The sequence below is a fragment of the Comamonas sp. A23 genome (genome assembly GCF_004522605.1).
In the GTDB taxonomy this organism is placed as follows: Bacteria; Pseudomonadota; Gammaproteobacteria; order Burkholderiales; family Burkholderiaceae_C; genus Comamonas; species Comamonas thiooxydans.
Genome location: NZ_RSDT01000009.1, coordinates 155,676 through 171,698, shown reverse-complemented (window position 1 = coordinate 171,698; position 16,023 = coordinate 155,676). Strand labels below are relative to the sequence as shown.

Here is a 16,023-nt window from a genome sequence, read left to right as displayed (position 1 = left end):
TTTCAGGCTTCAGCGTATATGGGGTATACGCTGGATGCTATGTTTTTTGTGAATCTCACTTTTCCTGCATATGAGCTGCCTTGACGATCTCGCCCAGGCGCTTGCGCTCGGCATCGGCAAACTTCACGAATTCCGCACGTGTGCCGCCGACCGGCTCGATGCCCAGTCCCTTGAGCTTTTCGACGGTGGCAGGCTCCTTCATGGCCTTGTCCACGGCGGCTGCCAGCTTGTCCAGAATGGCGGGCGGTGTGCCCTTGGGGGCATGAATGCCGGCCCAGTGCGCGATCTGCAGATCCGCAAAGCCTTGCTCCACAGCAGTGGAGAGCTGGGGGTAGGCCGAGATGCGCTGGGTCCAGGTCGTGGCCAGAGGCTTGAACTTGCCCTCGTGAATGATGTGCGGCAGCGCGATGATGCTGGCTTCGGACGTGCCTTCGACCTGGCCGCCCAGCACGGCCGTGGTGCTCTCCGAACCGCTCTTGTAGGGCACGGGCTGCAGCTTGGCACCGTATTTCACATTCAGCATCTCGGCCACGAAGTGAGGCGTGCTGCCCGTGCCGGCGGTGGCAAAGTTGAAGCCTGCGCCCTTCTTCGAAGCTTCGACGAAGTCGCGCAGATTGTTATAGGGCGCGTTCTTGGGCACTACGATCACCGAAGGTGCGAGGCCAATCATCACCACGGGCTGCAGTGCATCATCCTTGAAAGGCATGGTCTTCTTGATCATGCTGTTGGAGATGACGCCTGCCGCGCTGACCAGCAGCGTGTAGCCATCGGGCTGGGCCTTGGCCACGATATCGGCACCCACTGTGCCACCTGCGCCGGGGCGGTTGTCGATCACCACGGGTTGGCCGAGGATCTTGGAAGCGCCTTCGGCCGCCGAACGGGCCATCAAGTCATTGGCGCCGCCTGCGGAAAACGGTACCACGAGGCGAATCGGGCGCGTGGGCCAGTCGGCGGCCTGGGCCAGGCCAGCTGCGCCCAGCACGGAAAGAGTCAAGGCCTGGACAACAAGATTGCGACGGTTCAAAAACATGGATATCTCCTGGATCCAAATCCCTATTGGTATGGGCTGTTGCCGCAAGCACTGTGCCAGACGTATCTAGGGAAAACCCTTTGTTCTCCAAGCATTTGAAATCATTGGAATTTCTGGAGTTTTGTGGAGTGTCCATCTGCGGTTGTGTATGGCTTCTGTTTCGATGATGAAATAATAATTTTCATGAATGAAACAAATGCGATATCGAATCATGGCGTCAAACGTCTGCCGGCAGCTGGCCAGCCGCATTTGCCCCACATCGTCACCGTAGGCCGCTACCGTGTGGGGCGGGTGCTGGAGCGGCTGGCACAGCTCTGGTCGGGTGAGGCCAGGTTCTCGCATATCTCGGCCTCCTTCGATGATGCGGTAGCCCAGGTGCAGGCGCTCAATCTGCGCCAGCCCATCGATGCCCTGGTGGGGGCGGGAGCCAGTGGTGCCTGGATTCGAGAGCGCGTGGACGTTCCAATGGCCATGGTAGAAGTGCGTGGCCTGGATTTGCTGCAGGCGCTGCGCCAGGCCAAGTTGCAGACCACAGAAGAAGCTCCGCGCGTCGGCTTGGTCAACTTCGAGGTGCCGTCGCCCGTGGTGGCCCAGTTCGACAGCCTGTTCGGCCTGGGACTGGTCCAGATCGCCTATCAAGGTCCGCATGACGCGCCGGCCTGCGTGCAAAAGCTCAAGGCGGAAGGCGTTGGTGCCGTGGTGGCGCCGGGCCTGGTGGCCGATTTGGCAGAGCAGGCGGGCATGGCCAGCGTGTTGCTGTATTCCGATATTTCGGTGCGTCAGGCACTCAGCGACGCCATGCTGCTGGCCCGTCATCGACGTGCCGAGCGCGACCGGCATCAACGGCTGGAAACCGTGTTGCATCAACTGCAGGATGGTGTGGCTGCCGTGGACGAGCGTGGCCGTATTTGCGCGCTGAACCCACGAATGGCCGCCTTGCTCGGAGCCCCGGTCGATGCCTTGCACGGCCGCATGCTGGAAGAGGTGGCTCCGGCCCTGGGCACGGCTCGGGCGCTCGCTGGCGAGGAGGGCGGAGAAGAGGTGGTGCAACTGGCCCTGCGTACCCTGGTGGTGCGACGTGCGCCAATTGTGGAGAACGGGCTGGTGACCGGCGCTTTGCTGGTCTGCCGCGATCCAGCTGTCATTCAGCGGGCCGATCGCAGCCTGCGCGCCAGTCAGCGGCAAAGAGCCGCCGGTGTACGCTGGCGCATTGAGGACTATCTGGGCAGCAGCCCCGCTGCCCAGCGCGTGCGACTGCTGGCCAGGCAGTACGCGAACAGCGATGCGACGGTGCTGATTCTGGGTGAAAGCGGGACCGGAAAGGAGCTGGTGGCGCAAGGCATTCACAGCGCGGGACGGCGTGCGGAGCAGCCATTTCTGGCGGTCAACTGCGCGGCGCTCAGCGAAAGCCTGCTGGAGAGCGAGCTTTTCGGTTACGAGGAAGGCGCTTTTACCGGGGCCAGGCGCGGCGGCAAGACCGGGCTGGTCGAGGCAGCGCATACCGGGACCCTGTTTCTCGATGAAATTGGCGACATGCCGCTGGCACTGCAATCGCGGCTGCTGCGCGTGCTGCAGGAGCGCGAGGTATTGCGCGTAGGTTCCACCACGCCGATTCCCGTGGATGTGCGCGTGATTGCCGCCACCCATGCGGATCTGGCGAATCAGGTGGAGCGCGGCCGGTTCCGGCGCGATCTCTACTACCGGCTGGCGGTGCTGCGCCTGAGCACGCCTTCGCTGCAAATGCGAGGTGGTGCCGATGTTGCTGAACTGGGCCGCGCCATGCTGGCTCAGCGCCTGAGCGCTGCAAGCGGGTTGCCTCGCGCACTGCATGACAGAGTGGAGCAGCAGCTCGATGCACTGCTGGCCAGGGCTGCGGCGCATGACTGGCCCGGCAATGTCCGTGAACTGGACAACTGGGTGGAGCGCCTGCTGGCCTGCAGCGACTATCTGGACTCAGGCCGGGGTGGCCTTCTGGATATGGCGCGCTTGCTTGAAGTCTTCCCGGAGTGCGCCGACGGCCTGGCTCTGGCCGAGCCTGCCGCGGCTCGGCAGGCACAGCTCAGAGACGCGGGTCGCCTTGCCGAACAGAAGCGATTGCGCGAAGTGCTGGAGTCGGTCGGAGGTGATCAGCGCCAGGCCTGTGAAATTCTCGGCATCAGCCGGGCCACTTTGTGGCGGCGCATGAAGGCTTAGCAGCAACACTGCTTGAGCGCCTGCAGTGCACCATGCGTATGATTTCGGCCAATATCGTGAGTGCATAGCGTGAATTGCGGCATCCGGCGCAACAATCACCAGCAAGCGGAGATTGGGCTGTGCCTCGGGCTTTCTGGGTGTGAAAGACTGCAGGCTCCGCTGTCTGGTGGGCCGGGTCAAGACCAGCACCATAGCCAGCCTGATGTTTTATCGATTGAGATCGGGAGAGAGACGGGTTATGTCCGACGTGAGCGAGCTCGAGAACGAGAGTGCGGTCTATAGAACCTTGCTGGAATCCACCAAGGCCATTCCCTGGAAGATCGACTGGGCGACCATGAAGTTCGCCTATATCGGCCCTCAGATCGAGAGCCTGCTTGGCTGGAGCCGTGAAAGCTGGGTCAGTGTCGAAGACTGGGCCATGCGTATGCACCCCGAGGACCGTGAATATGTGGTGAATTTCTGCGTGAGCCAGTCCCAGGCGGGCGTGGACCATGAGGCTGACTATCGCGCGCTGACCAAGGACAACGGCTATGTCTGGATTCGCGATGTGGTCCATGTGGTGCGCAATGCGCAAGGCGAGGCCGAAGCGCTGATCGGCTTCATGTTCGACATCAGCGAGCGCAAGAAGACCGAGGAAAGGCTGCTGAGTCTGCAAAAGGAGCTGGAGGTGCTTTCCTTCAAGGATGGTCTGACCAGCATTGCCAACCGGCGCTGCTTCGATACCAGTTTCGAGCAGGAATGGGAGCGCACGCGCAGCGATGGCAAGCCCCTGTCCATGCTGCTGTTCGATGTCGACTTCTTCAAGCAATACAACGATTTATACGGTCATATCCAGGGCGACAAATGTCTGGTGGATATTGCCCAGACCCTGAGCCTGGCGCTGGACGGACAGCGTGACCTAGTGGCGCGTTACGGTGGCGAGGAGTTTGTGGTGCTGCTGCCCGAAGCCGATGCCGAAACTGCGCAAAAAGTGGCCGAGCGCTGCCAGCGCCTGATCCAGAAGCAGTCCATCGTGCATGCACTGTCGCCCCATGGCAGGCGGGTCACCATGAGCATTGGTGCGGGGACGGTGCAGCCGGCAGAGCATGATCGACCTGCCAGCTTTATCGAAGCCGTGGACCGGCAGCTCTATGCGGCCAAGAACAAAGGCCGCCACCGGATTGAAAGCGTCATCTTGAGCGCTTGAACCCTGCCCAGGCCTGCGTGCGGCAGGGCAATACCCGGTGTCAGGCCTGCAGCACCTCGCCAGGCACCCGTACCCAGCCTTCCATCAGAATGCGGGCGCTGCGGCTCATCAAGGCCTTGGTGACCTGCCATTGACCCTGGTCGCTCCTGGCTTCGGCCCCCACACGCAGGGTGCCGCTGGGATGGCCAAAGCGTACGGACTGGCGCTCGCCGCCGCCCGCCGCCAGATTGACCAGCGTGCCGGGAATGGCGGCAGCCGTGCCAATGGCGACGGCGGCCGTGCCCATCATGGCGTGGTGCAGCTTGCCCATGGACAGCGCCCGAACCACCAGATCAATATCCCTGGCTGCAATGGCTTTACCGCTTGAGGCGATATAGCTTTGCGCAGGAGCCACAAAGCCTATCTTGGGCGTGTGCTGGCGTGTGGCAGCTTCACCCAGATCCTTGATCAGACCCATCCTGAGTGCGCCATGGGCGCGGATGGCTTCGAACCTGGCCAGGGCGGGGCTATCGCTGTTGATGGCATCCTGCAGTTCGCAGCCGGTATAGCCCAGCTCTCTGGCATCGAGAAAGATGGTCGGAATGCCGGCATTGATGAGGGTCGCGCAAAAGCGGCCGACGCCGGGCACATCCAGCTCGTCGCAGACATTGCCGGTGGGAAACATGGCAGCTCCGTCCTCACCTTCATCGGCGGGGTCCAGGAACTCCAGGGCCACTTCGGCAGCGGCAAAGGTCACGCCGTCAAGTTCGAAGTCCCCGGTTTCCTGCACCTGACCATCGCGGATCTGCACATGGTTGATGATGGTCTTGCCGATATTGGCCTGCCAGATGCGAATGACGGCCACGCCGTTTTGCGGAATGCGCTCGGCCGGAATCAGACCCATGTGAATGGCGCAGGGGCCGACGGCAGCGCTCAGGTTGCCGCAGTTGCCGCTCCAGTCCACAAAAGGCTGATCGATGGAGACCTGGCCGAACAGATAGTCCACATCGTGATCGGCGCTTGCGCTCCGGCTGAGGATCACGCCTTTGCTGGTGGAGGATGAGGCATTGCCCATGCCGTCAATCTGTTTGCCATAAGGGTCGGGGCTACCCAGAGTGCGCAAAAAGATGGCGTCGCGAACAGGGCCGGGCTGCCGGGCCGCCTCGGGCAGATCCTGAAGCTTGAAGAACACACCTTTGCTGGTGCCTCCGCGCATATAGGTGGCGGGAATGCGGATTTGCGAAGTGAGGGACATGGAATGGCAAACAAACAAGGTATTCAAGGCTCAAGCCAGGGCTTGAGCCTTGAATCAGTGAAACAGGCGTAGCTGTTGAGGACGAGGCGGAGAGCCGGAAGCCAATGGCCAGCGATGCAGTAGCTGGTAGCGTAACTGCTTGCCTGTGCCGGTTCGCTCGACCAGCTGGATCTCATCGATCAGCCAGTCGACGGGATCGATACGCCGAGTGGGCAGGGCATGTAGAGCTTTGTAGCTGATGGTGATGTGCGGTCTATGGCCGTCATCCTTGAAACCGTGGGATTTCAACTCGGTCTGTAGCGTTGCCAGCAGTTGGTTGAAAGGCTCCGGACGTCCGCGGGTTAGCAAAGACCAGTGAATGCGCTCGCCCTCCTCACCGCGAATGCGGTTGAAGCTGAGCTCGAAGGCCTTCAGCTGCGCCGCTTGCACGGCATTGCCTGCGGCCAGCAAGGCGAGCAGTGCCTCTTGCCCGGAGTCAAACGGGCCACACCAGGTTTGGTGCCAGTTGTCTGGAGAGAACAGGCGCTCGCCCAGTTCCTTATCAAGGCCCAAAGCGCTGATCCGGGCACGCAGGCGATGACGTACCGGGCTTTTGGGCTGGGTGACAATCAGTATGCGTGCCTGGCTCATAGCTGCTCCTTAGCTCACAAGTTCAGCCGTCGATGTGGAATCGGCCGCTGCGCTGTCCGCCAGGAAGTCCTGGGCAAAGCGCTGCAGCACGCCACCGGCCTCGTAAATCGAGACCTCTTCCGCGGTATCGAGGCGGCACAGTACCGGCACTTCAGTGCGGACACCTGTCGTTCGGTGGATATGAAGTGTAAGCGTGGCCTGGGGGCTGCGCCGGCCGATGACATCAAAGCTCTCGGTGCCATTCAACCCCAGTGTGTGGCGGCTCGTGCCGGGCAGGAACTCCAGCGGCAACACCCCCATGCCGATCAGATTGGTGCGGTGAATGCGCTCGAAGCCCTCGGCCACGATGACCTCCACACCGGCCAGACGCACGCCCTTGGCGGCCCAGTCACGGCTCGATCCCTGGCCGTAGTCGGCGCCGGCGATGATGATCAGCGGTTGCTTGCGCTGCATATAGGTCTCTATGGCTTCCCACATGCGCATGGTCAGTCCCTCGGGCTCGACGCGGGCAAGAGAGCCCTGGCGCACCTTGCCCTGGTCGTCCACCACCATTTCGTTGAGGAGCTTGGGATTGGCAAGGGTGGCGCGCTGCGCGGTCAGGTGGTCGCCGCGATGCGTGGCATAGGAGTTGAAGTCCTCCTCGGGTAGACCCATTTTGTGCAGATACTCGCCTGCGGCCGAGTCCATCAGGATGGCATTGGAGGGCGAGAGGTGGTCGGTGGTGATGTTGTCGGGCAGGATGGCCAGAGGGCGCATGCCGCGCAGCGTGCGCTCTGTGGCCAGCGCCCCCTCCCAGTAGGGCGGACGGCGGATATAGGTGCTCTGCGGGCGCCAGTCATACAGTGCCTCGACCTTCCCGCCCTGGTCTGAGCGGATGGCAAACATGGGCTCGTAGACCGCGCGGAACTGCTCGGGCTGGACGGCAGCCTTGGCCACGGCGTCGATTTCCTCATCGCCGGGCCAGATGTCCTTGAGACGGATTTCGCGGCCCTGGAAGACGCCTAGCACATCGTTCTCGATATCGAAGCGCATGGTGCCTGCAATCGCATAGGCCACGACCAGCGGTGGCGAGGCCAGGAATGCCTGTCTGGCATGGGGGTGGATGCGGCCATCGAAGTTGCGATTGCCCGAAAGCACGGCTGTGGTGTGGAGGTCGCGATCCACGATTTCCTGCTGAATGGCCGGATCGAGTGCGCCACTCATGCCGTTGCAGGTGGTGCAGGCAAAGGCCACCACGCCAAAGCCCAGCGCTTCTAAGTCATGTAGCAGGCCGGCTTGCTGCAGATACAGCGGCACGGTTCTGGAGCCGGGGGCCAGCGAGGTCTTGACCCAGGGCTTGCGCGCCAGGCCCAGATTGCGCGCATTGCGCGCCAGCAGGCCGGCCGCGATCACATTGCGTGGGTTGCTGGTATTGGTGCAACTGGTAATGGCTGCAATGATGACCGCTCCATCTGGCATCTGCCCTTCGGTCTGCGTCCACTCACCGGCAATGCCTCTTGCTGCAAGCTCGCTGGTTGCCAGGCGAGCATGCGGATTGGAAGGGCCGGCTATATTGCGCACCACGCTGGACAGGTCAAAGCTCAGCGTACGTTCGTATTCGGCATTCTCCAGGCTGTCTGCCCACAGACCTGCCTGTTTGGCGTAGTTCTCGACCAGTTGCACCTGTGCGGGCTCGCGCCCCGTCAGACGCAGATAGTCGATCGTCTGCTCGTCGATCGCGAACATGGCCGCCGTGGCTCCATATTCGGGAGCCATATTGGAGATGGTGGCGCGGTCGCCAATCGTCAGACTCCGTGCGCCCTCCCCGAAAAATTCAAGATATGCCCCCACCACTTTTTGTCGACGCAGGAATTGCGTCAAGGCCAGCACGATATCGGTGGCAGTGATGCCTGGCTGGCGCGTGCCGGCCAGTTGTACGCCAATGATTTCGGGCAGGCGCATCCACGAGGCACGGCCCAGCATCACGTTTTCTGCCTCCAGACCGCCCACGCCCACGGCGATCACTCCCAGTGCATCGACATGTGGCGTGTGGCTGTCGGTACCTACCAGAGTATCTGGGAATGCTTCACCATCGATAGCGTGGATCACAGGGCTCATGCGCTCCAGATTGATCTGGTGCATGATTCCGTTGCCCGGTGGGATCACCTCCACATTCTTGAAGGCTCGCTTGCACCAGTCGATGAAATGAAAGCGGTCCTCATTGCGCCGGTCTTCGATGGCGCGGTTTTTCTCGAAGGCCTCACGGTCGTAGCCACCGCACTCAACGGCCAGCGAATGATCGACGATCAACTGCACGGGCACCACGGGATTGACAGCGGCCGGATCGCCACCTTGCTCGGCAATCGCATCACGCAGGCCGGCCAGGTCGACCAGCGCTGTCTGGCCCAGGATGTCATGGCAGACCACGCGGGCCGGGAACCAGGGAAAGTCGCGCTCCCGCTTGCGGTCAATGATTTGCGTGAGGTACTCGGTCAGGTGGGCCGGATCGCTGCGCCGCACCAGGTTCTCGGCATGGACGCGGCTGGTATAGGGCAGTGTGGTCCAGCTGCCGGGGCGTATGGCTTCGACGGCGGACCGGACATCGAAGTAGTGCAGCGCAGTGCCGGGCAAGGGTTTGCGGTAGGTATGGTGGGTCATTGTCTCGGGGATTCTTTTAGGAGTCTCAATAGGCCAGAGCCGAGAGTGAGGCTTCTGCGCTGCCGGCACTGTGGCAGTGCGGGGATTGTGAAAGGGGCGCAGGCAATGGGGCAAGCATCGGCGCTTGGCTTGTCGGCTGCATGGCGAGCTGTGTACCCAGTGCGAGTTGGAGCCGGGCCTGCGACACGCGCAGCAACTGTTCGCAAAGCTGCGTGCTGGCAGTCTGCATCTGGCGTTGCCGCGCCAGATGGCCAGCCAGCAGGCTGCTCAGCAAGTGAGCCTCGGCCACCTGGGCTGCACTCAGGCAGGTCACGCTCATGCCGCGCCGGGGCTGAGCCGTCAGCAATCCTTCATGGCATAGCAGCTTCATGGCCTCGCGCACAGGAGTGCGGCTCACGCCAAACTCCTGTGCCAGTGCTCCGTCATTGATGTCCGATCCGGGCGGTAACTGATGGCTCAGAATGCGCTCGCGTAGCTTGTCGGCGATGGCAATGCACAGGGAATGGGCTTGCATGGGCTGGGCAGACATTGCTGGAGCTTACTGGCGTGCCTCGATAGGCACGAAATGAAGGTCGTCCGGGCCTGTGTAGTTGGCGCTGGGACGGATGATCTTGTTGTCCTGGCGCTGCTCGATGATGTGCGCCGCCCAACCGCTGGTGCGGGCAATCACGAACAGCGGCGTGAACATGGCGGTGGGCACGCCCATCATGTGATAGCTGACGGCGCTGAACCAGTCGAGATTGGGGAACATGTTCTTGACCTCCCACATCACCGATTCCAGGCGCGCGGCAATGTCGTACATCTTGCTGCTGCCGGCCTCGTCCGAGAGCTTTTTGGCCACGCCTTTGATGACCACATTGCGAGGGTCGCTCACGGTATAGACGGGGTGGCCGAAGCCGATCACGACTTCCCTGGCATCCACGCGGCGGCGGATATCGGTCTCGGCCTCTGCCGGGTTGTCGTAGCGCTTCTGGATCTCGAACGCCACCTCATTGGCTCCGCCATGCTTGGGGCCGCGCAGAGCGCCTATCGCAGCGGTAATCGCCGAGTACATATCGCTGCCCGTGCCTGCCACCACGCGGGCCGTGAAGGTCGATGCATTGAACTCATGCTCGGCATACAGATTGAGCGAGGTATGCATGGCGCGCACCCAGCTCTCGCACGGCCTTGTGCCATGCAGCAGATGCAGAAAGTGGCCACCGATGGAGTCGTCCCCGGTTTCGACCTCGATGCGGCGGCCCGAGTTGCTGAAGTGGTACCAGTAAAGCAGCATGGAGCCCAGGCAGGCCATCAGGCGGTCGGCGATATCGCGGGCGCCAGGAAGATTGTGGTCGTCTTTCTCCGGCAGCGCGCAGCCCAGGGCGGAGACACCGGTGCGCATCACGTCCATGGGATGGCTGGCGGCGGGTAGCTGTTCCAGCGCAGTCTTCACGCTGCCGGGCAGGCCGCGCAAAGCCTTGAGCTTGGCTTTGTAGGCCTTGAGTTCGGCGTGGGTGGGCAGCTTGCCGTGTACCAGCAGGTGGGCAATCTCCTCAAACTCGCAGACCTCGGCAATGTCCAGAATGTCGTAGCCGCGGTAGTGCAGGTCGTTGCCGTTCCTGCCCACGGTGCACAGTGCCGTGTTGCCTGCTGTCACGCCGGAGAGGGCGACGGACTTTTTTGGCCTGAAGCTTGCGGCGGCGTGGTTAATGGCGGTTGAAGATATTGGGGATGTTGGGGCTGTCACAGTGCTCATGGGTGTCTCCTTTGGATGTGCAGTGCAGGTCCTTGCCGGTCTGCGATACTTCGCAATCTACGCATTTGTTTTTTATGCGTACAGAGCTGAATTGGTGAATGCTTGCGAAGGTGATTGCATGTATTTGCAAATTTTGCGAATCTTTGGAGCCGGCAATAGGGAGCAGGTAAGTGGCCAAGACATTCATGGGCGTGCGTCTGCGCAGCCTGCGTGCCGAGCGTGGTCTTACGCAGGCTGCGCTGGCCCAGGCGCTGGAGTTGTCACCGAGCTATCTGAATCAGATCGAGCAGGATCAGCGCCCGCTCACGGTGGCCGTGCTGCTCAAGATTCACCGGGTGCTGGGCGTCGATATCCAGCAGTTCTCCGAGGATGAGGAGGCCCGCTTGCTGGCGCAGCTGCGCGATGCGGTGGCCGCCATGCCTCAGCCAGAAGGCTCGGTGCCGCTTCCCGAGCTGCGTGAGGTCGCAGCCAAGCTGCCGCAGTTGGCACAGATGCTGCTGGCCATGCACCAGCGTCACCTGGCAGACGCCGAGCGGCTGGAGGCCTTGACCGCCCATCTGGGTGATGGCCGCGCCGGGCCGGATGCCGACACCTCAGTTCACAGAGGTGTCGCCGGGAATGGCGCAATGGCAGGCCTGCTGGCTGAGCCCTTGCGCCAGATGCCGTTCGAGGCGGTGCGTGATTTCTTTTTTTCCCACCGCAATTACCTTGATGCGCTTGATCGTGCAGCTGAAGCGCTGGCTCGGCAGGCTGCAGAGCAAGGCGGTCATCTGCATGATTGGCTGCAATACCGGCTGCAGGCACGACATGGTGTATTGGTTCTGCATGCTCATGTCGGGACCGCTGAGAAAGCGGGCAGCCATAGGCGCTACGATGCGCTCACGCGCACCTTGTATGTGGCTCCGCAGCTGAGTCCCATGCAGCAGGCATTTCAGCTGGCTACGCAACTGGCGCTGCTGGAGTTTGATTCACTGATTGAAAGGGAGCTGCAAAGCGTGCCCTGGCAGGACGAGGCCACGCGCCGGCTGGCACGCATGGGGCTGGCCAATTATGTAGCCGGGGCATTTGTGCTGCCATATGGGGAGTTCTTGCGTGCAGCCGAAGGCCTGCGCTACGACATAGACTTGCTGGCAAAGCACTTCGGTGTGGGCTTCGAGACCGTCTGCCATCGTCTCTCAACCCTGCAGCGAAGCGATGCGCCGGGTGTGCCGTTCTTCTTTATACGAGTGGACCGGGCCGGCAATATCAGCAAGCGCCAGTCGGCCACGCATTTTCATTTCTCCAAGACAGGCGGCACCTGCCCGTTGTGGGTGGTGTACGAGGCTTTTACCCAGCCGGGCCGCATAGTGCCCCAGCTCGCCAGCATGCCGGACGGGCGCGTCTACCTGTGGATTGCTCGCACCATCAGCCATGCTGGCCAGGGCTGGGGGGCTCCAGGCAAGACCTTCTCCATCGGCCTGGGCTGCGACTTGCAGCACGCCGCGCGGCTGGTGTATTCCCAAGGCATGGATTTGCGCAATATAGGAGCGGCCACACCTATCGGCATGGGCTGCAAGGTATGCGAGCGCAGCGCTTGCCCGCAACGTGCTTTTCCGTACGTAGCCAAACCGCTCAAAGTCAATGAAAACGAGAGCGGATTTGTCCCCTATGGCGGTTAGTTGCTGCTGCCATGTGTGGTGAAGTTGAGAGGATGCATCTGACGCTGGATTGCTGTCACCAACTGATTAACAGGTGTGAAAATGCATTGGAGCAGAAATCTGTATTGTATTTATTGCTATTTATTTGATAGCTTTCCGAGAAAATTTGCTTAGTCTTCTTGGACGATGGGCTGAGGGCGATTTCTTCATACGCTGTCTCCAAGTTTTGATTGCACATCAACAAGGAGACAAGAATGCGTTTAGCCGGAAAAGTTGCCGTGGTCACGGGGGCGGGCCAGGGCATGGGGCGAGCGATTGCACAGCGTTTTGCCGATGAAGGAGCCACTGTGGTGGCCGTGGACTTGAATGAAGAAGCAGCCAGGCAGACCCTGGAAGGCAAGGGCAGCAAGCATCTGGCCCGTTCCTCCAATGTGGCTGACAGCGCTGCGGTTGATGCGCTGTTTGTCGAAATCCGCGAAAAGCTGGGCGCCGTCGACGTGCTGGTGAACAACGCCGGCGTAGGCTCGGTGGACCAGTTTGCCGATATTCCTGACGCGACCTGGGAGCGCGTGATTGGCGTGAACCTGAACGGCGCGTTCTACTGCGCCCGTGCCGCCGTCAAGCAGATGCAGGAAGGCAAGGGCGGTGCCATCGTCAATATCTCCAGCACCTCGGCTGTCAGCGGTGACGGTCCGGCGCACTATTGCGCTTCCAAGGCCGCCCTGATGGGCTTGACCCGTGGCATGGCCAAGGAGCTGGCGTCCAAGAAGATCCGTGTGAACACACTGGTTCCCGGACCCACCAACACGCCCATGATGCAGGGCATTCCCCAGGAGTGGGCCGATGCCATCATCGCCGGCGTGCCCATGGGCCGCATGGCTGAGCCAGAAGACATCGCCAAGGTGGCAGTGTTCCTGGCCAGCGACGACAGCGGCTTTGTGACGGGGCAGAACGTGGCAGTCAACGGCGGCAGCGCCTTCCTCTAAGGAGAGACAAGCATGAGCAAGCGTCTGGAAGGAAAGATTGCGTTTGTGACCGGTGGTGGCTCCGGTATCGGCGCCGCAACGGCTGAGCGTTTCGCACAGGAGGGGGCAACCGTGGTGATCTGCGGCCGCCGCAAGCAGCCTCTCGACGAAGTCGTGGCCAGGATCAAGGCTGCAGGCGGCAGTGCCGAGGCCATCGTGGCCGACGTGGGCAACGAAGCCCAGTTTGTCGGAGCGCTGGAGCAGACTGCCAAAAAGCATGGCAGCCTGGACATTCTGGTCAACAACGCCATGGCCTACACCTGGGGTGGCATCGACGGCATGACCACGGCAGACTGGCATGCCAACTTCAGCACATCGGTGGACGGCACTTTCTGGGGAACGCGTACTGCGCTGAAGCTGATGGGGCCCAAGGGTGGTTCCATCGTCAATATCAGCTCCATCTGCGGCACGCTGGGCACACCTTTTATGTCGGGTTACTCGGCAGCCAAGGCGGCCATCATCAACTTTTCGCGTGCAGCGGCTGCCGAAGGTGCTGCAGCAGGCATCCGCGTGAACGTGGTGATCCCGGCGGTGGTGGAAACGCCTGCCACGGCCGGCATGCTGGCTGATGAGGCATCGCGCAAGAACACCGAAAAACTCATTCCCATGGGGCGCGTGGGTCAGTCCGGCGAGCTGGCCAATGCCGTGCTGTTTCTGGCCAGCGACGAGGCCAGCTATGTGACAGGTGCCGCCTTGCCCGTGGATGGCGGCCGCTCCGCGGTGCTGGTGACGGCACTGTAAGAAAGAGGCTGAAGAGATGAGTGAACCCGTGAATCAGTGGCCACAAACGCTGGAAGAGCGTATCGACAGGCTGGAGTCGCTGGATGCGATTCGTCAACTGGCTGGCAAGTATTCCCTGTCGCTGGACATGCGCGACATGGACGCCCATGTGAACCTGTTCGCTCCCGATATCAAGGTGGGCAAGGAAAAAGTGGGGCGGGCGCATTTCATGGCCTGGCAGGACAGCACGCTGCGTGACCAGTTCACGGGAACCTCGCACCACCTGGGCCAGCACATCATCGAGTTTGTGGATCGAGATCACGCCACCGGCGTGGTCTACTCCAAGAACGAGCATGAATGCGGTGCCGAGTGGGTCATCATGCAGATGCTGTACTGGGACGACTACGAGCGCATTGACGGCCAGTGGTACTTCCGTCGTCGTCTGCCCTGTTACTGGTATGCCACGGATCTGAACAAGCCACCGATTGGCGACATGAAGATGCGCTGGCCCGGTCGTGAGCCCTACCATGGCGCTTTCCACGACCTGTTCCCGAGCTGGAAGGAGTTCTGGGCCCAGCGCCCCGACAAGGATGAGTTGCCGCAAGTGGCCGCGCCCGCGCCGCTGGAGCAGTTCCTCAAAAGCATGCGCCGTGGCACACCTGCGCCGCGCATGCGTGTGCGCTAAGGAGCCGGCATGAGTCAAACGCTTTTCACTCCCATCCAGCTGGGCAAGATTGCTCTGCAGAACCGCGTGGTCATGGCCCCCATGACGCGCAACCGCGCCGATGCCGATGGCACGCCCACCGACATCATGGCCGAGCACTATGGCCAGCGCGCTGATGCCGGCCTGATCGTGGCTGAAGGGGCCTGGCCCGAGGTCACGGGTCAAGCCTACTGTCGTCAGCCCGGCATCGAAACTGCCGCTCATGTGCGCGGCTGGCGCCGTGTGACGGACGCCGTGCATGCGCGTGGCGGATCCATCGTGCTGCAGATCATGCACTCCGGTCGTATCGGCAGCAGCCATATCAAACCCGCTGGTGTGCGTTCCGTATCGGCGTCCGCCATTCAGGCTCAGGGCAAGATCTGGACCGATGCGGCAGGCATGCAGGATTTCGACCAGCCCCAGGCATTGACCACCGAAGAAGTGCGCAAGGCGATTGCCGGGCATGCTGCGGCTGCTCGGCGCGCCATGGATGCGGGCTTTGACGGCGTCGAGCTGCATGGCACCAGCGGCTATCTGAGTCTGCAGTTCCTGCATTCCAGTACCAATCAGCGTACCGATGAATATGGTGGCAACGCCAGCAGCCGCTCACGTTTCGCCGTGGAATGCCTTGGCTCCATGGGAGAGGCCATCGGCATCGATCGCGTGGGGCTGCGCCTGAACCCCGGCAACACCTTCAATGACACAGCGGATGAAAACTCCGCGGCAACCCATGCCGAGCTGATGCGTCAGGCCGCCAAGCTGGGCATTGCCTATCTGCATGTGATGCGTGCAGTCTTCGATCCTTCAATCGATGCCTTCAAGCTGGCGCGTGAGAACTTTGGCGAGAACCTGATTCTCAACGATGGCTTTGATGCGCAAAGCGCCGAAGCCGCGTTGCAGGCAGGCGAGGGCAAGGCGGTATCTTTTGCGCGGCATTTCATCGCCAACCCCGATCTTGTGCAGCGCATGCGCCAGGGCCTGCCTTTGGCCAGGTTTGACCGCAACACGCTCTACACCCCTGGTGCCAGGGGCTACAACGACTATGCGTCTGCAGAGGAAGTGCAGACCGTCTGATCCATCAAGAAACTGAGTTCATCGTGTTGGCCGCATTCCCGCATGGGGGTGCGGCCTTTTTTTTTGTACCGAGGGTTTTCACGGCTGTCGCAAGGGTGTCGGTTCGGCCTGTTTCAAAAGGTTGAAAGCAATCTAGTCTATTCCGCTGAAATACATGCTGATTCTTGTATGAGTGCTATTAAATTTGGGTGATGAAGCGGCAAATCGTTAGTCTCAATG

Annotated in this window: 13 protein-coding genes; 7 read left to right on the top strand and 6 right to left on the bottom strand. The window is 61.5% G+C overall.

All coding sequences use genetic code 11. The features are described from left to right. Nucleotides 1–55: 55 nt before the first annotated feature. A complete protein-coding gene (locus EIC84_RS19275; protein WP_004341375.1) occupies nucleotides 56–1,030 on the bottom strand; it encodes a tripartite tricarboxylate transporter substrate binding protein in 975 nt (324 codons plus the stop codon). Between the two features lie 183 nt (nucleotides 1,031–1,213). Here EIC84_RS19275 and prpR point away from each other — a divergent pair, with 183 nt between their 5' ends. Continuing rightward, nucleotides 1,214–3,223, top strand: coding sequence for a propionate catabolism operon regulatory protein PrpR (gene prpR / locus EIC84_RS19270; protein ID WP_004341373.1), 2,010 nt, complete (start codon nucleotides 1,214–1,216; stop codon nucleotides 3,221–3,223). A 238-nt stretch (nucleotides 3,224–3,461) separates the two neighbouring features. Then, nucleotides 3,462–4,409, top strand: coding sequence for a sensor domain-containing diguanylate cyclase (locus tag EIC84_RS19265; protein ID WP_004341372.1), 948 nt, complete (start codon nucleotides 3,462–3,464; stop codon nucleotides 4,407–4,409). 40 nt (nucleotides 4,410–4,449) lie between these two features. Here the strand turns inward: EIC84_RS19265 and prpF are convergent, their stop codons facing one another. The 5 genes from prpF to prpC are packed head-to-tail and all read right to left on the bottom strand — an operon-like array spanning nucleotide 4,450 to nucleotide 10,645. Continuing rightward, nucleotides 4,450–5,643 (bottom strand): 2-methylaconitate cis-trans isomerase PrpF, encoded by a 1,194-nt coding sequence (gene prpF, locus EIC84_RS19260; RefSeq protein ID WP_004341368.1) that lies wholly within the window; start codon nucleotides 5,641–5,643, stop codon nucleotides 4,450–4,452. Nucleotides 5,644–5,697: 54 nt separating this feature from the next. Next, nucleotides 5,698–6,273, bottom strand: a complete 576-nt coding sequence (locus EIC84_RS19255) for a 2'-5' RNA ligase family protein (protein ID WP_004341364.1) — start codon at nucleotides 6,271–6,273, stop codon at nucleotides 5,698–5,700. Nucleotides 6,274–6,282: 9 nt separating this feature from the next. After that, nucleotides 6,283–8,910 (bottom strand): Fe/S-dependent 2-methylisocitrate dehydratase AcnD, encoded by a 2,628-nt coding sequence (gene acnD, locus EIC84_RS19250; RefSeq protein WP_004341362.1) that lies wholly within the window; start codon nucleotides 8,908–8,910, stop codon nucleotides 6,283–6,285. Nucleotides 8,911–8,935: 25 nt separating this feature from the next. Continuing rightward, entirely contained in the window at nucleotides 8,936–9,424 is a 489-nt protein-coding gene (locus EIC84_RS19245; protein WP_237704529.1) for a GntR family transcriptional regulator, read from the bottom strand. A 24-nt stretch (nucleotides 9,425–9,448) separates the two neighbouring features. Then, nucleotides 9,449–10,645 carry a 2-methylcitrate synthase gene (gene prpC / locus EIC84_RS19240; RefSeq protein ID WP_080554267.1) on the bottom strand — a complete coding sequence of 399 codons (1,197 nt, stop codon included), beginning with the start codon at nucleotides 10,643–10,645 and terminating at the stop codon, nucleotides 9,449–9,451. 170 nt (nucleotides 10,646–10,815) lie between these two features. Between prpC and EIC84_RS19235 the strand changes: the two genes are divergently transcribed. The 5 genes from EIC84_RS19235 (at nucleotide 10,816) to EIC84_RS19215 (ending at nucleotide 15,804) form a co-directional block, all read left to right on the top strand. Next, nucleotides 10,816–12,303, top strand: coding sequence for a short-chain fatty acyl-CoA regulator family protein (locus tag EIC84_RS19235; protein WP_034363669.1), 1,488 nt, complete (start codon nucleotides 10,816–10,818; stop codon nucleotides 12,301–12,303). A gap of 233 nt (nucleotides 12,304–12,536) precedes the next feature. After that, nucleotides 12,537–13,268 carry an SDR family NAD(P)-dependent oxidoreductase gene (locus EIC84_RS19230; RefSeq protein ID WP_004341349.1) on the top strand — a complete coding sequence of 244 codons (732 nt, stop codon included), beginning with the start codon at nucleotides 12,537–12,539 and terminating at the stop codon, nucleotides 13,266–13,268. A 12-nt stretch (nucleotides 13,269–13,280) separates the two neighbouring features. After that, nucleotides 13,281–14,048 (top strand): SDR family NAD(P)-dependent oxidoreductase, encoded by a 768-nt coding sequence (locus EIC84_RS19225; protein WP_004341345.1) that lies wholly within the window; start codon nucleotides 13,281–13,283, stop codon nucleotides 14,046–14,048. A 16-nt stretch (nucleotides 14,049–14,064) separates the two neighbouring features. Next, nucleotides 14,065–14,712: a nuclear transport factor 2 family protein gene (locus tag EIC84_RS19220; protein ID WP_004341341.1), complete on the top strand. Its 648-nt coding sequence runs from the start codon at nucleotides 14,065–14,067 to the stop codon at nucleotides 14,710–14,712. Nucleotides 14,713–14,721: 9 nt separating this feature from the next. Continuing rightward, a complete protein-coding gene (locus tag EIC84_RS19215; protein WP_004341337.1) occupies nucleotides 14,722–15,804 on the top strand; it encodes an alkene reductase in 1,083 nt (360 codons plus the stop codon). The last annotated feature ends 219 nt before the right edge of the window (nucleotides 15,805–16,023 follow it).

Coding starts and splice junctions, on each gene's coding strand:
- EIC84_RS19265 (WP_004341372.1), top strand. CDS start 3,462: ATGTCCGACGTGAGCGAGCTCGAGAACGAGAGTGCGGTCTATAGAACC.
- EIC84_RS19245 (WP_237704529.1), bottom strand. CDS start 9,424: ATGCAAGCCCATTCCCTGTGCATTGCCATCGCCGACAAGCTACGCGAG.
- prpR (WP_004341373.1), top strand. CDS start 1,214: ATGAATGAAACAAATGCGATATCGAATCATGGCGTCAAACGTCTGCCG.
- acnD (WP_004341362.1), bottom strand. CDS start 8,910: ATGACCCACCATACCTACCGCAAACCCTTGCCCGGCACTGCGCTGCAC.
- EIC84_RS19225 (WP_004341345.1), top strand. CDS start 13,281: ATGAGCAAGCGTCTGGAAGGAAAGATTGCGTTTGTGACCGGTGGTGGC.
- EIC84_RS19230 (WP_004341349.1), top strand. CDS start 12,537: ATGCGTTTAGCCGGAAAAGTTGCCGTGGTCACGGGGGCGGGCCAGGGC.
- EIC84_RS19255 (WP_004341364.1), bottom strand. CDS start 6,273: ATGAGCCAGGCACGCATACTGATTGTCACCCAGCCCAAAAGCCCGGTA.
- prpC (WP_080554267.1), bottom strand. CDS start 10,645: ATGAGCACTGTGACAGCCCCAACATCCCCAATATCTTCAACCGCCATT.
- EIC84_RS19275 (WP_004341375.1), bottom strand. CDS start 1,030: ATGTTTTTGAACCGTCGCAATCTTGTTGTCCAGGCCTTGACTCTTTCC.
- prpF (WP_004341368.1), bottom strand. CDS start 5,643: ATGTCCCTCACTTCGCAAATCCGCATTCCCGCCACCTATATGCGCGGA.
- EIC84_RS19220 (WP_004341341.1), top strand. CDS start 14,065: ATGAGTGAACCCGTGAATCAGTGGCCACAAACGCTGGAAGAGCGTATC.
- EIC84_RS19215 (WP_004341337.1), top strand. CDS start 14,722: ATGAGTCAAACGCTTTTCACTCCCATCCAGCTGGGCAAGATTGCTCTG.